14 protein-coding genes are annotated in these 14846 nt (G+C 62.9%); 5 read left to right on the top strand and 9 right to left on the bottom strand.

Annotation, left to right across the window (positions count from 1 at the left end):
* Positions 1–185: 185 nt before the first annotated feature.
* Complete coding sequence (locus MK_RS05810; protein ID WP_148679698.1) at positions 186–566, bottom strand: hypothetical protein; 381 nt, start codon at positions 564–566, stop codon at positions 186–188.
* Positions 567–734: 168 nt separating this feature from the next.
* Positions 735–1868 (bottom strand): hypothetical protein, encoded by a 1134-nt coding sequence (locus tag MK_RS05815; RefSeq protein ID WP_011019467.1) that lies wholly within the window; start codon positions 1866–1868, stop codon positions 735–737.
* A 504-nt stretch (positions 1869–2372) separates the two neighbouring features.
* Between MK_RS05815 and MK_RS05820 the strand changes: the two genes are divergently transcribed.
* Both MK_RS05820 and MK_RS05825 read left to right on the top strand, forming a co-directional pair.
* Complete coding sequence (locus MK_RS05820; RefSeq protein ID WP_011019468.1) at positions 2373–3419, top strand: endo alpha-1,4 polygalactosaminidase; 1047 nt, start codon at positions 2373–2375, stop codon at positions 3417–3419.
* A gap of 126 nt (positions 3420–3545) precedes the next feature.
* Complete coding sequence (locus MK_RS05825; RefSeq protein ID WP_148679700.1) at positions 3546–4835, top strand: hypothetical protein; 1290 nt, start codon at positions 3546–3548, stop codon at positions 4833–4835.
* Positions 4836–5068: 233 nt separating this feature from the next.
* Here MK_RS05825 and MK_RS05830 read toward each other — a convergent pair whose 3' ends face one another.
* Positions 5069–5422, bottom strand: a complete 354-nt coding sequence (locus MK_RS05830) for a hypothetical protein (protein ID WP_148679701.1) — start codon at positions 5420–5422, stop codon at positions 5069–5071.
* A 392-nt stretch (positions 5423–5814) separates the two neighbouring features.
* Between MK_RS05830 and MK_RS05835 the strand changes: the two genes are divergently transcribed.
* Positions 5815–6726, top strand: a complete 912-nt coding sequence (locus MK_RS05835; RefSeq protein WP_011019471.1) for a TIGR00269 family protein — start codon at positions 5815–5817, stop codon at positions 6724–6726.
* Here the strand turns inward: MK_RS05835 and MK_RS05840 are convergent.
* Positions 6723–7457, bottom strand: coding sequence for a DUF4234 domain-containing protein (locus MK_RS05840; RefSeq protein WP_011019472.1), 735 nt, complete (start codon positions 7455–7457; stop codon positions 6723–6725). The two genes, MK_RS05835 and MK_RS05840, sit on opposite strands and share 4 nt — an antisense overlap.
* 3 nt (positions 7458–7460) lie before the next feature.
* Positions 7461–8648: a nickel pincer cofactor biosynthesis protein LarC gene (larC, locus tag MK_RS05845; RefSeq protein WP_011019473.1), complete on the bottom strand. Its 1188-nt coding sequence runs from the start codon at positions 8646–8648 to the stop codon at positions 7461–7463.
* A 73-nt stretch (positions 8649–8721) separates the two neighbouring features.
* On the opposite strand from larC, the gene MK_RS05850 reads away from it, so the two are divergent.
* Positions 8722–9048, top strand: a complete 327-nt coding sequence (locus MK_RS05850; protein WP_011019474.1) for an MJ1244 family protein — start codon at positions 8722–8724, stop codon at positions 9046–9048.
* Here the strand turns inward: MK_RS05850 and MK_RS05855 are convergent.
* The 4 genes from MK_RS05855 to MK_RS05870 all read right to left on the bottom strand — a co-directional run bounded on the left by MK_RS05855 (position 9045) and on the right by MK_RS05870 (position 13394).
* Positions 9045–10016 (bottom strand): V4R domain-containing protein, encoded by a 972-nt coding sequence (locus MK_RS05855; protein WP_011019475.1) that lies wholly within the window; start codon positions 10014–10016, stop codon positions 9045–9047. The two genes, MK_RS05850 and MK_RS05855, sit on opposite strands and share 4 nt — an antisense overlap.
* 175 nt (positions 10017–10191) lie before the next feature.
* The gene (locus tag MK_RS05860) at positions 10192–11607 is read right to left on the bottom strand and encodes an aldehyde dehydrogenase family protein (RefSeq protein ID WP_011019476.1); all 1416 of its coding nucleotides are present in this window, start codon (positions 11605–11607) and stop codon (positions 10192–10194) included.
* 33 nt (positions 11608–11640) lie between these two features.
* Positions 11641–12489, bottom strand: coding sequence for a hypothetical protein (locus tag MK_RS05865; RefSeq protein ID WP_011019477.1), 849 nt, complete (start codon positions 12487–12489; stop codon positions 11641–11643).
* 185 nt (positions 12490–12674) lie between these two features.
* Positions 12675–13394, bottom strand: coding sequence for a hypothetical protein (locus MK_RS05870; RefSeq protein ID WP_011019478.1), 720 nt, complete (start codon positions 13392–13394; stop codon positions 12675–12677).
* A gap of 107 nt (positions 13395–13501) precedes the next feature.
* Here MK_RS05870 and MK_RS05875 point away from each other — a divergent pair, with 107 nt between their 5' ends.
* Complete coding sequence (locus tag MK_RS05875) at positions 13502–14818, top strand: hypothetical protein (RefSeq protein WP_011019479.1); 1317 nt, start codon at positions 13502–13504, stop codon at positions 14816–14818.
* Positions 14819–14846 lie beyond the last annotated feature (28 nt).

Genomic DNA, 14846 nt, shown 5'->3' on the forward strand with positions numbered 1-14846 from the left:
CCACGGACCGGTGAAACGAGCTGGGGTCTCGGCGTAACCTCCGGGATAGCCCGTCGAAAATCCTTCGGGCCTCCCCTTGCAGTGCCGCCCACATGGTCTCGTAGGCGAGTTTGGGATCTCCGGGGATTTCGGCTATCCCATAGCGGTATCGGATAGACGGGCGGCCAGCCAAAGATACCCTGCTCCTACCCGAAACCCCGTTCTTCCGAGCTCTTCCACAGCTTCCGCGCCCCCTGAAGCAGCACCCGGGCTGCGGCCACGTCTCGCGGGTCAGGTCTTCCACACAGTCGCCGTCTGAAATCGTGGATTATCCTCCAGGCACCGTACACGGTCAGGGGGATGGTGACCGCGAAGAACACCAGACAAGCCGTGCTCCGAGCCTGTAGGGCTTCACTAAGACGTTCCCAGTGACCGGAAAAGAGCGCCCACGTGGCGGCCCCGACCGCGGTCAAGTTCACGACGGCTACCACCGTACCGGGACCCGCTCGCGGTCCCCATAGCAGCCGGAGCAGCGACCATAAGGCAAAAACCGCCAATAATCCCCCTAGGGCGATATGGAGGTACACCGGGTGGCCCCCACTACATCCAACGCTGTCGCGCCTATATCGACGCTACGTCGCGCGGTGTAGGGGGGACACAGCCGGACTCCCACCCCCGTGGCGCGATACCGGTCACGACCTTCCCGTGGTGATCCGGACTCCCCGTTCGCCGTCATCTAGGTCGAGCGTGTGGATTCACCTCATCCTCCTCTTCCTGAGCTCCTCGATAGAGTCATCGAGGAGGTCGTCAAGCGCGTCGTCGCCCACCAACTCGCCCGCTTCTTCCATGTCCAGCTCGTACAACCGCTCGACCGCCCCGTTTGCTTCCTCCTCCACGAGCTCACGAACGCGCTCCACGACCGACTCGTGTACTTCCTCCTGTGGACCCGGCTCCCAAATGGGGTCGTATTCGCCCGGCTGTATTTCGACTTCGCCCAAACGGATCACGGCACCCGCTCCGGGTATCTTCACCGCCAGCTCCTCCCATCGGGAAAGGGTGTCCGCGAGCTCCAACGCGTGTTCCACGCTGTCCACCAGAATCGAGCCCACCCAGCGCAGAACCTCCTCGTCGTCGATCCCCAACCCACCTACCGCTTCATGGAGTGCTTCTCGCACCGAATACTCTATCTCATCTATCGGCCCCGGTCTGAGCTCCTTCAGCGGTTTCACCAGTTCTTCCGGCGGGACGGTACGGTTCGCGCACGTGTGACATAGCAGTGCGAAGATCACCCAAACCCGAGTCGGCGACGCGAACCTCGGAACTAAGCTCCCGTACCGTACCCCCAGTTCCGGAAGGAGCTCTAAAACCCGCTCGTCCACACCCACCCCGTCGGCCACGTACTCGGCGGCTTCCTTCAGATCCTCACGTTCCAGGAGTCCTCCCGCGCACGCCATGAGCGCGACTTCTACCGATAGTGGCTCCAGCACGCTCTCCAGACCCGGGTCTTCCAGGTATTCCGGGGTTCTCCGTACGAAGAACCGCCGTAGCTGAAGGAAATGCAGGAGGACTATCTCCGCGGGATCGACGGTACCCCTCAGTCCCTCCCAGAGCCCGGATACGCCGCTTATCGTCCAGTGTATCAGCCGCTCCGCGGCTTCCGCCAGCGTACTAGGGGTGTCCAAGACCTCGAGGAGAAATCGTATCGGATGTGTCTCCTCGATTCCCTCGCCCTTCAGCAGTCCCGCGAGACCTTCACAGGACTCGAGCGTCGAGAGTACCACCCGTCGGAAGATCTCGAAGTCCCCGAGGGTCTCGCAGGGCTTCGGCATCGCCACGTGCAGCTTCTCCAATGCGGATTCCTCCGGTTGGAGCGGATCGTTCCAATCCAACACGGCTCCCCGTAGACTCGGGTGGTGCGTTCGGCTTACAAAGCTTTGAAAGCCCCGCCTTCCGGACGGGGACGCGATCGCCGGAGATACCCGCTAGAACTCTCGAGTCCAGAGCGGCAAAGGTATCGGGTGGATCGGATTCGCTGCTAATCGGAAGCGGGGTACCGAGTGCCAATCGCTGATTAACGGCTACAGCATCGGGGTCTCAGGGACTACCCAGACTCAAAGCTGTTGAAACCGATTGAAGGACTTGGGTTACGATCCCGGGTCCCCAGGATCCGGTTTGGGAGCGGGGTCGGAGACTGATTCGAAGCCGAACTCAGGAACTTCTGAACCTTTCCGTCGCCCCCGCGAGCCCTTAGCCTAGGCGAGGGAAGTTAACTTCCGGAAAGTATCATCACGCCGTGAGGGGATCACACCGGACCCGACACCGGTCGATCCAGGGCCGATCGAACCCCGAAGGGGTTTAACCCTCTGGCGAATGGCGGGTGGGAGGGTTACCGCGTGCTCGAGACTATCCTTCTGGCCACCGTCGCCTGGACGGTTCAGGACCACGATCAACCTTTCGCCACATATTGGCAGGACGTGAAGTTTTGGGAGATCCTGGAGCGACACCCGCGCACGCTCGTCGTCGATCCCTACTGCGGTCCCGACGACCGACCTTGGACCAAGGACGAGATCCGCACCCTACGCGAGCACGGTGTGAAACCCGTAGCGTACCTATCACTTGCCACGGTCGGCAAGCACCAGACGGACCTGTACAGTCTCGCGGAGGAGAAGGGACTCCTCGGTCCGCGGGACCCGTACTGGGAAGGGGACCGTGCAGTTCGATTCTGGGAACGCACCTGGCTCGACGCCCTCCGCACCAAGTTCGAAGAATTACGGGACCTCGGCTACGAGGGTGTGTTCATCGACGTTGTGGACCCGTGGACTCTGGACTGGTACGTTAAGTGGTTCCGTCGCGAAACCGGCGAGAACTTGGAGAAACTGCGTGAGTTAACTTACGATGCACTCGAGGAACTCATTCAGGCGGCACTACACCTCGGCCTCGAAGTCTACGTGAACGTCGGGGGCGCGATCTTCGATCCAAAGCTCGCCGAGCTCAAGGAACGTTACGGGTTCAAGGTCGTCGTTGAGGACGTGATCACCGACGATGAGGGTAATCTCGTCCCGGACGACGTGTTCCGTGATTACCTGCGCGCCCTCGCACACCTAGGCTCGGGCGTGTACGTGATCGAGTACGACCTGACGATGACCCCCGAGGTGAACGAGCGGCTCGAAGAACTCTTCGCGGAGACGAAGGTGGAGGCGGTGTACGTGACCTCGCTCGACCACGATCGACTCGGGATCGACATAGTTCCCATCAAGGCTCCGGTGAACCCGTCGGACACCTCGGGGAGCTCGGGGGAGGAGAAGGCATCGTACACGCGGGAGAACGAGGAAGACTTGGAGAGAATCCCCGTGGAGGAGCTCGTGGAGGAAGGTCCGAAGAAACTGCCGGTGATCCCGATAGTTCCTCCGGTGCGTCGACGATGCCTATCGCATGGGTAACACTCCGGCTCTGCCCCTTCACGAAAATCCTCCGAAGTGCTGTGCGTTCGGAATTCGACGGCTTACCACGCGTTTCGAGGAGACGTGAGATGGGTCGCGCTGTGACAACGGTCCCGGGGCTCGGGTATGGGATCGCCGGGGGCCCCGGTCCGTCGGCTCACCGGCTCGTTGTGTCTGGTGCTCGTGGAAGAGGCTACTACCGTACCCACGTTCCCCGGTGCGCTGTACGTTCTGGACCCACCCGGTGAACCGGGACGACTCCGTGAGGGTCCCGAGCTCACCGACGAAGAGGGAAGATCCGTCGTCCCGTTCGTGGCCCTCGTCGAGCCGCCGCTACGGGAAGTTATCCGGGTCGAGGGGACGACACTCCACGTACACCCGGACGCCGTCGTTCACGTGGACCCGGACCAACCGGTTGTACTGACAGGATACGCGTGCGACGATCGTCACACCGTCACCGCCGTTCTGCCGTTTCGCTCTTTCCTCGTAGCGCTGGATCACGCCCGTCACGGGCCACCTGATCCCTACGAACTTTTCGAGGTCTTTGCGATCCTGTATGACCCGATTCAGGCGGCCGCCTTCACCCTGAACGCCCGTGGACACGCGCTCCTGATCGACGAGCACGGAGTGAACGAACATGCCATGCTCTACACGACTCCGCCAGGTCACCCCGGGCCCGACCACATCTCATCCCGGCACGTGCGGCCGAGTGACCTGCAGGGAGCCCCGAAGCACGTCACCGGCGACGGGCCGCCCATCCTTCCACGCGACCGCTACCTCGATCTGCTCGCCCGGACTCAGTTGATCACAGGTGTTCCGGAACCCGGACGCGCCGACTTCCGTCTACTCGAGAACGTGCACGAGTACGTTAGGCCCCTCCTTACCACGATCCACCTCGCACACCATTGGGAAACGCGACAGGTTCACGAAGAAACCGGACGCCTCGTCGCCGAGATTCTCAGGGGAGACCTTCACAGAGAGGTCGCCGATGCTCACAAGCGGGCGGTGCGTGCCCTCGGATCCCGATACCCTACTCCGGCTTACGCCCCCGACGCTCGTGTTCGCTGGGCTCGTCAGCTCGCCGGGCCTGTCTCCGACCGCGTCCTCACGAAGGTACAGGATTTCGCCCGTCTCGTCGCCTGCCATCGTCTCGTCAACCGTCTTTGGACGTTCGTCGATACCGTAACGCTGCTCGGATACGAGGAGTGCGTGGACCTCGTCGAGATGGCGTACAGCTACACCGAGCACGACCTTCCGGGACACGAGATCGAGAGGCTTCTCCGACCCTGGATCGACGCACTCCGGGATCCCCACTATCGACGTTTGGAGCGGGGGACCGCACCGCCACCTAAGTTGCGGCTCGTCGAACCCGAGGAGCCCGAGGACTTGCTCGTGTGTTACGACCGTCTGCTGTGATCCGGCTACCGGAGGTCAGGGTTGGGCCGTGGGGAAAAGTGATCCGGAAAATTTTTACCGGTGGGGGCCGGCGTGCGGCCGGCACCGTCGGAACCGTCGACGTCCGTGAGCGGTCTCGGACGGCGTGTCCGTCCGCCGAAAACCTGGCCTCCCTCATACACCCTATCCATACGGTGCAATGCGAACTATCGTGGGATAGTAGACCAAGATTCACTGTATGTCCGACTCCAGTATTAAACTTCTTCTAAAGCTTTCAGTAAATCCTCCGCCTTGACAGATCTCGTCTTACCTAACACTCTCTCAATAGCTTTATCCTCGTCTTTGATAGCATAGATGGCACGTCCAGAGACCCGATTCGACTCTATTAATCCTTCCTTTTTGAGTCTACTTGCCAGAGAATAGATTTTGCGTTTGTTCACGTTATTGTAACCTAACTTACGGAGAACTTTCACGATTTCATCACATGTTATCCCCATATTAAATTCCCTATACGCCACACATATGGTTGCTAAGACAGCATCGGTTAATGATAACCTACCGCTTTTTAACGCTTCTTTGACCTTTCTTAGTCTCTCATCTTCCGACAAGTGGGGCAGCCCCCACAACCCCATATGCTGACGTGGGACCATCTATCCTCAAAGCGTTACTATGGGATGTTCCTTATATAAATCCTGCGGAACGTCTGTTGGCTATCTGTAATGGGTGTTAGAAAATAGCAAGGGGAAGTGTGTGATCGTATGGTCGAATGTTTTCCCAACGGAGTGTAACATCTGCTCACTACCCCATCAGGCTTTCATGGTGGGGCCGATTACCGTCGATTGGAGGATTCGGGGGAAGCTCGGCCCTGCCCAGTCCTGTCATCCCCGAGTGGGTCGACGTTACAACCCCTCCCCATCGCCGGCGGGTACGTATACTCGCGTTAGAGTTTAACCGATTCCGCCCATCGTTTCGTTCGTCGTAACGACAGGGGGAGGGTTCGTTGCGTTGTACGCGCTGCGGCGAACGGAACGCCGAGTACGAGCGTCCGTACGCGGGTGACGCGGTTTGCGGGCGGTGTTTGGTCGAACTGGTTCGGGATAGGGTGTTCCGCGAGATCAGACGGTGGAGGTGGTTCCGACCGGGACAGCGGATCGTGGTGGCCCTTTCGGGGGGTAAAGATAGCTCCCTGGCCCTACGGCTCGTTACGGAGTACGTGGAACCGCTGCCGGAGGTCGAGGTGATCGCGTTAACGGTGGACGAGGGGATCTCCGGGTTTCGGGACGCGTGTCTGCGGGCGGCGGAGCGGGTCGCGGACGAGCTCGACGTGGAGCACGAGGTCGTCTCGTTCGAGGAGGAGTACGGGTTCGCGCTGGAGGAGGTCGTGGAAGACGTGGACGTATCCGCGTGCACGTTGTGTGGTGTCCTGCGACGACGGTTGCTGAACAGGCGGGCGCGGGAGCTGGGAGCGGATGTCGTGGTAACGGGCCACAACCTGGACGACGAGGCGCAAGCCGCCCTGATGAACTTCGTGAAGGCCGACCTGGCGCAGCTGGCGCGGCTACACCCGGAGGTGAGGCCGGAGGACGACCTGATCGTGCCCAGGGTGAAGCCGCTACGGGGGGTACCGGAGCGTGAGGTGCGATGGGTGGCGGAAGAGCTCGGTCTGCCGTTCCACGCGGACCCGTGCCCGTACGCGCGCTTCTCGGTGCGGTCGTTCTTCAGGGAGATACTCGATGAAATGGAGGAGCGGCTGCCGGACGTGAAGTTCGGGTTGGTGCGGGCGTTGGACAGGGCGGGTCCGGTGCTGGCGGAGGCGTTTCTGGAGGAGGGACTCGGGCGTTGCGAGCGGTGTGGCGAGCCGGCGGCTGGGAAGCTCTGTAAGGCGTGTGAACTGCTGGAGCGGTTGGGTTAGTCGGAGAAGGCCTGCTCGATGCTTTCGATCAGGTCGCGCTCGAGACGGCGGTGAGCACGGAAATGGCGGTTGGGGTCCTGAACGACGGTGTACCACCAGTAGAGGGCGAAGATGCCGGCCGTCAATAAGGTGAGCACGAAGTACAGGAAGGTACTGCGGCGGGGTACGACGTAGAACGTCTCGAGCTCGAACGGTGGCTCGTGGGGGTTCATGTCGAGTAGGCGGGCGACACTCTCGAGGAAATCCCGCTCGCGGACGGAGTGTTCGTGGAGGTCCCTGTTCAGGAAGTGGTAGATGTAGAGGGCTACGAGCCACCCTATGGGCGGGACGAGGGTGAGGAGGGCGTAGATCACGGGGTTCCGACGCTCGGTGTGGAGACGCATCTCCTCGAGCTCGGATCTCAGGATGTCAACGTCGTACCCCACGCCGGCGAGGAGCTCCACGAGGTATCGTAGGAACCCCAGGGACCTCGTCACGTGCTCGTTCCGACGCTTGATCATGAGGTACATCAGGTACACGGCCAGCGGGTACCCGATGAGCGCCTCGAGGAGGCCTAAGAGGACCAGGAACGTCGCGTGACCCGGGAACGTCTTGGCCATGACGATCGTGAGCCATCCAAGGAACGTGAGTACCTGCGGGAAAAACGCGAACCACACCGGCACTATCCTGTCCTCTTCGCCGTAGACCGTGCTGTGCTCTCGGAGACCCTGGAGCGCTATCTCTGGGTCCACGGTTCAGTCCCCGGCCCCATCCTCGCCATCGCCCTCATAACGCTTCCGAAGATCTCCGACCAAGCGGGCCCGGGTCAGCGGGGCGGACTCCCGGTCGACCTTCCGGCGTACGTCCTCCCACTCGGGTTTCGCGTGATGCACGTCCTCGAACCGTGAGACCTTGACGCGGATCCCGTCGACGTCCACGATCCTCCGGTCGGCCGTGACGCGAGTGCACCGGTACACGCGGGCTCCCAAGGTACCCGTCCAGCGGAAGAGCTCCCGGAAGACTTCTCGTTCGATCCCTGGCCGATCCTCCGTCACAACTCGGATCACGAACCTCGGACGCCCCTTCTTCCCGAACCCGTGGAGGACCTCCACGTCATGCACGCCTTCGAGCTGCAGCACGGCCTCGATCAGCTCACCGACCGCCTCCCCGTCGACGTCGTCCACGGAGGTTTCGACGATCCGAACGTGCTCGCCGGACCCCCCGGGCTCGCAGATGAGCGCCCGGAGGACGTTCGGACGGTCCGGCAGGTCCTTGGTACCGGCCCCGAACCCCTGCCGTTTCACACGGTAGGGAGGTGGCGGGTCCGGGAGGAGCTCGTCGATAGTTCGGAGTAGGGCGGCGCCCGTGGGTGTGAGGAGCTCCCCCTCCCCCTCCCGGACTATCCCCACGTCCCACTCGGACAATACCTCGACGACCGCCGGGGCCGGGACGGGAAGACGACCGTGCTCCGTCTCCACGGTCCCGGAACCCACGTTCGGGGGGAGGACCTCGGAGGCTTTGGGATTCAGGTCCTCGAGGAGCGCGGCCGTCCCGACGAGGTCCACGACGGTGTCGGATGAGCCGAGCTCGTGAAGATGGCAGAGGTCCCCGTGAACGCGTTCCTCGGCCCTCAGCAGGTACTTCAGGGCGAGTTCAGGAAGCTCGCGCCAGCGATCCTCGAGTACGTTCTCGGCGACCGTTTTCACGGCTTCTCGGAGCTCGTCCGGATCGCGGAGGTCTCCCTCGGCATCGACCTCCACCCGGACGGCGCGGATCCCGCGCTTCTGGATCTCGTGGACGTGCACGTCGACCTCGTGACCTAGGGAGGAGACCTCGTGCACGACCTCCTCGAGACGGTTCGGGTCCGCGCCGACGGCGATCAACGCTCCCAGGACCATGTCCCCGGAGGCACCGGCCACTTGCGGGTCGAGTGTGAGGATCACCGGAAACACCCCGCGCGCCGCGGATCATAACGTTGTAAACCGCTCGGTGCCTATCACGGTAGGGGTATCCGGCGTGAAGGAGGTGCGCCTCTTCGTGGATCCCGAAAACGTCGGGCGCGTCATGAACGCGATGGCGGACGTCGGCGTGACGGGTTTCTACGCGATCGAATATCGGGGTGTGGCTCCGGATCGTTGGGCCGGCTTCGAGATCCGTGAGGATCCCGAGAGCGCGATCAAAGCGCTCAACGACCTGTCGGAGCGGGCGGTGATGATCGTGACGGTGGTCCCGGAGGAGTGCGTCGAGAAGTTGAAGGACGCTGCCGCGGAGCGCCTGGCGGGTGAGCGGTACACGATAATAGTGACCGACGTGGAGGAGATCCACGTGGATTACGGGCGTTAGTGGAACGCACGCTTCACGGCGTCGACGACACGCTTCGCCTTCCAAATGACTCCTCTCGCCTTGACCACGCAGGTCCCCACGACCTCATCTTCCTCGGCCGCACACCTCACCTCCACGAGGTCCTTGAAGGGTACGTTCCAGTGCTCTAGGGTTTCGGCGAGTGCACCGCGGACCGCGTGACAGATCGGTTCCTTGAACGGCATTCCCGCGCACTCCAGGCACTTCTCGACGATGAACCGGTCACCTTCGAGGGAGTACGAAGATCCGCTTATCTCTTCGACGTGCCCGATGAGCTCGTCCGGATCTTCGGGATCGAACGCGTTGATGAACGCGCGGGCGTACAACCGACCCGCACGGAAAAACATGGGTCGGGCCACGTCGCTGAGGGCGCACCGCAGGAGGCCCTCAGAGGCGATCTTGAATGCCGCAACCTCGACGGCGTCGCGACCGTCGGCGCTCATGACGATCTCGATGTCCTCCGCCGTCATCTCGTCGACCTCAGTATCGAAACCGCCGACTTCACCCCGCTCACCCAGGATGAACTCGCATCGCCTATCCCCTGTCGCCTCGCACGCCACCTGTGCCACGGACACTACCTCACCCAACTCGTGTTCCGCCGCCCGCGAGATGAAGCCCCGTAGGAAGTTGCAGACAGCTCCCTCGGCGTTCACGTATCCGAGGCATTCCGGGCAGCTCTCGATGGCCACATAATTCCGGTCCAGGTCGTAATCCGCTCCGGTGAGCTCGCAGAAGGTGTGAAGGGCGTCCTCGAGTGTTTCGACACCGAAGAAGCCGGCGAGCATCCTACCCGCCCTGAACACGGAGGCGCAGCTTCGCTCGCCCCCGAGCGAGTAAAGAGCCATCATCACCATCTTGTTCGTCGCCAGGAGCTCCTCCGCGGTGAACACCGAGCCGGCCTCCTCCGCACGTTCCCGTAAACTCTCCGGACTGAATCCGTCGTCTATCATGCGGCGGGCACCCCCGGTGCGCCGCGGCGCGATCCCTCTGAAACGGTGAAATTTCCACCGCGCCGGACCGACCGCGCGACAGCTGTAAACTTCCCGGAAAAGACTTACCTCTTCCGGGATGGGGAGGACCTTTGGGGCGGAGGCACGCCGATGACGTGAGGCCGGCTTTGCCGACCTACCTCCGACCGATCACCACGGTCTTCTCCTCCGTGAACTCCCGGACCGCCTGCGGTACGCCCTCCCTGCCCACGCCGCTCGCCTTCACCCCGCCGAACGGCATGTAGTCGGCCCGGTAGATGGTGGACTCGTTGACGATTACACCACCCGCCTCGAGCTTCCTCGTGGCCTTCACGGCCCTGTCCAAACGTTCCGTAAACACGGCGGCGTGCAGCCCGTAGTCGGTCGAGTTCGCGATCCGGATCGCCTCCTCGAAGTCCTTCGCCCGAATGACCGGGAGGACGGGTCCGAACGTCTCCTCCCGGGCCACGAGTGCGTCCTCCGGCACGTCGGCCAGCACCGTCGGCGGGAAGAGCCTACCCTCCGGCTCGCCGCCTGTCAGGATCTCCGCGCCCCGCTCCACGGCGTCCTCGACGTGTCGTCGGACCTTCTCCACCGCACCGTCGTCGATGAGCGGTCCCACGTCCGTGTCCTCGTCGAGCGGGTCCCCCACCTTCAGCGACTCCGCCACCTCGACGGCGGCCTCCAGGAACTCCTCGTACACGTCCTCCACCACTATCGCCCGCTCGACCGCGATGCAAACCTGACCCGCGTGGTAGCAGGCCCCGCGAACCGCCGCCTCGGCGGCCGCTTCCACGTCCGCGGTCTCGTCCACGATCACGGGGTCGTTACCGCCCAGCTCCAGCGTGATCCTGGGGATCGGGGAGATCTCACGCAGGTGCTCCCCGACTGATCGGCTCCCCGTGAACGAGAGCGCGTCGAAGTCCGCCCGGGCGAGCTCCTCCCCGAGCTCGGCTCCCGGGCCGACCACGACCTGCAGCGCCAGTGGTTCCACGCCCGCATCGAGCAGGATCTCGGCCAGTCTGAGCGAAGAGAGCGGTGTCACCGTCGCGGGTTTGTGCACCACGGAACACCGTGCGGCGAGGGCCGGTCCGAGCTTGTGCGTCGGCAGCAGGAGCGGGAAGTTGTACGGGGTGATCGACAGGACCACACCGACTGGCTCACGGACCGTGAGAATCAGCTCGGCCGTCCGACCGCGCTGCGCGTCACCCGGTAGCGTCTCACCGTACAACCGCTCCGCCTCGGCCGCACTCAGTCGTAGGACCTCCCGCGTCCGGTAGACCTCGTACCGCGCGTCTCGGATCGGCTTGCCACCCTCGAGCGCGATCAGCTCCGCCAGCTCGTCCTCGTGCTTCTTCAGAAGGTGTGCGGCCTCTGCCAACGCCTCGCGTACTTCGTACGTGGGCCGCTCTCTCCACCGCCGTTGGCCCTCTCGGGCGTCCTTCAGTAGCGCCTCGACGTCCACTTCCGGAGCGAGGACGCGGCCCACTTCCGAACCGTCGTACGGGTTCTCCACTACGATCTCTCGGTCGCCTTCGAGCCACTCTCCCCCGATCAGACACCCGTACTCCAACGAAGGCCCCGCCGCTCAGGCCGGCTCTACACCTTAGAAGCGGATCGGTCTCGATCGACGGCCCGACTCCGCCGCTAGGTCGAGCAGCTTCGGGAGTGTCTCCCAACCTAGGTCCAGAAACGTCGCTGCCGCCCGTTGCAGTTCGACTCGCTCCCGTGCGTGGCGCGCGAACGCCACGGCGACGGGGAAATGGAGTCCGTCACGCGTCCGCTTCACCTGGAGTACCAGTCGGAATCGGGCTCGTGCGAGCCGATTGTAAACGCTTTCCACCCGGCCCAACACTTCGTATAGATCTCCCGTGGGACCGACCGCGACGAGGAAGTAGCCGTCCCGGAACGCCGCGAACCTCGGTGATCGGTCCGGCACGTCCCCGAACTTTGCCTCCACCCACCTCAGCGCCGCGTCCGTCCGCGAGAGCACGTCCACGGGACGACGCGGTTCCCGACCCTCCCACAGGAGCGAGCCTGCACAGAGGTCCGATTGTGCGCCGACACCTCCCAGCAGTGAGAGGAGCTCCAGCGCCCAACCCAGACACTCCGATGCGAACTCCACGGGATCGTCCGAGTAGCGGCTCAGGATCGACCAGGGTAATTCTCGACTCTCGACTCTCACCTCCAACTCGAACACCGAGCCGGCCGGATACCTAGGGAGCTCGTCTCCGACCAGCCGGAACTCCACCGCCGGGAAGATCGTTTCACCGTTTACCGTTCCACCGAACAGTGCGGTCTCTATCCGGCGTACCTCTCCTCGCTCCAAACACCGCCCCAGAAGCGCCCGGAGATGCCGACGCAGGTCTTCCCGGAGGTCGACCACGACCGACTCGCCAGTACGGGATGTGACGGGGCTGACGGCCCGTAGCCGGACGGTTTCCGTCCCTGACAACCCCCGTCACCCGATGTGACGTTCCTGAAAGTAAAGGTCCCGGGACGTGGAACTGGTCTCGACCGGGTAGTATGCCGAACGCTCCTTAGCTCTTACCCTCCGCGGGCTCATGAGAGGGCGTGGGGGGTAACGCCTCCGCTAACCTCTGTGACTCACGGTGGTCCTCGTAGGACTCCCTCGCCTTCTCAGCCCGTGAACGTTTCCATGATGCCCTTTCGGTACCGAGTCACGAGCTCCAAGAGACCGACGTCGAACCTCCCGGCCAGCTTGCATTCCTCGGTCGGGAAGAAGATCCTGACCTTGCAGGTCACGTACCGCAGATTCCTGAACGTCCGTGCTTCGGGTTTCAGTCCAGCGCGCTCGATATCCTTGCTCGTGATGGCCAGCTCGTTCTCCTCGGCCACCTCGACCAGCTTCATCGGTGTCCTGGCTCCGGCGAGTAGATGGTCGGGGACGCTCCTGACGAGGTAGTACGCGAGCCCGTACGTGGCGATGGGCCCGACGAGAGTCGGCACGTACATGATCCCGCCGATCCTGATCGCGTATCTGGCCCGTCCCGCGCTCTTCCTGAAGTGCCCCTGTAGGAGCTGCCGCCTCGCCCGTTCACCCGGTGTGGTGAGCCAATCGTCCGGTAGTTGCTCGACGAACTCCCTGAACTCTCCCCTGGCTATCACCGGTTCCATTCCCCTGAACACACCGTGCTTGCACCATTTTTTCGCCCACGTCGTCGGTGGCTTGTTCTTCAAGTCCCTGAGCCGTACGACTTCTCCGAGCGCGTTCCTGAACGCTACTTCGGCTATGCCCCACTGGCGTCTGTCGCGGGCCTCGACTAGGATCCTGAACGCCCAGCCGGCCAGCTCCGGCCGTTCCCCCGCCACCTTCTCCGCGAGTTCGGCAAGCTCCATCGTAGCTCCCTCGTGAACGATTGAGTGGATCCTCGGTGTACGGCCGCCCGGCGTCGATCGGAACCCTGATCACCCGAGTCGGCGAATACTGTTTCGGGGCGGGTGAGATGCTGCTGTTCTCAACCGCGATCCCGGCGGAAGTTAAGAGAGGACTCGGGGAGGCCGGGCTGCGATTCGGTACCGTCTTCGAGGTTGTCGGAGGTCTGGTCTTGCCGTACATCGCCGAGTTTAGCGAGGAATATCACGTGGTCGAAGGCTTGGCCCGGATCGATAAGGAGAAGGTGCGCAGTCAGGGGGCCGTGACCCCCGCGCTGGGAATCCCCCGAAAGAAGGTCCGAAATTACCCGCTGGAGCTCGCCCAGGTCACACTCAAGGTCAGGGATGTTCTGACCTACAAGGCGGCGGCCGCATACTTCGCGTGGATCGCGAGGGAGTTCGACGTCTCCGTGGCGTCGGCAGTCAGGGCGATCCTCGAGGATAGTGAGTTTCTCGAGGCCCTTGTCGAGATCCTATGTCCGGTGAACCCGAAGGCGGCTGAGGTGCTCGCCGGGTTCCGGGGGAGGATGTGGAGAGATGAGGCTAGGTGGTTGAAGTTCGAGGAGATGGCCCGGAAGGCGCTTGAGCTCGCGGAGGAGCTCGGAGATAACAGGCTCCGAACCGCGGCCGAACTGATTCTGCGGGGCAAATCGAGCGGTCCTACGGTACCCGGCGCTCGTGGCGATCACGACGGCGTCTACGTCTACGACATCGGCAAGGTCCGCAATTTCCTCGTCGAACGGATGCTCAAGTACGGCGAAAGCTCGAGGAAGCAGCCTGACGAGGAGATCATTGAGGCACTGGTGACGGAGTACGGAGTGGACTTCGAGGACGTACACTACGCGATCGCCGTTCTCAGCGAAGGTAGGATCCCCGCAGGGCCGCTCCGTACCGACGCCAGGGTACTGCTGGACAACGTCGCCGGGTTTCCGGGGAAGGTGGAGCGTGACGTGCCGGCGCCTTGGATGAGGAAGTCGTACGGGGCCTGGTTCTCGGACCTACGTCGCCTCGTACCCGTGACCGAGGAGAATTTCAACGATGTGATGCGGGCTAAGGGGTACGGGATATCCCTCGAGGATGTCGAGGAGGACTCGGAGTGGTACCTCGGGAAGACCGTGGGTAAGGTCCTACTCGGAGAGGATGCGAAAGTGCCACCGGAGGCCAGGGAGATCACACAGACCGAGAACGTCAAGTTCGTGAACGCGGCGCTGAGGCCTAGACACGCGTTGAGTCGAGAGGAGGTGGAAGAGATCCGGGAGGTGCTGGGGAGTGTGGAGACCGACGTTCCAGTACCGATAGAGGGTATCGTGGTGGAAAAGGCGTTGACGGAGTTCGGGAAGCTCCCCATGCCGGAAGATATCTCCGCTGCCATCTCCCGTGGGGATTAGAGACTCCGGTGACATCACACGAGGTCCC

Origin of the sequence: Methanopyrus kandleri AV19 (assembly GCF_000007185.1) — an archaeon.
Taxonomy (GTDB): Archaea; JAADCQ01; Methanopyri; order Methanopyrales; family Methanopyraceae; genus Methanopyrus; species Methanopyrus kandleri.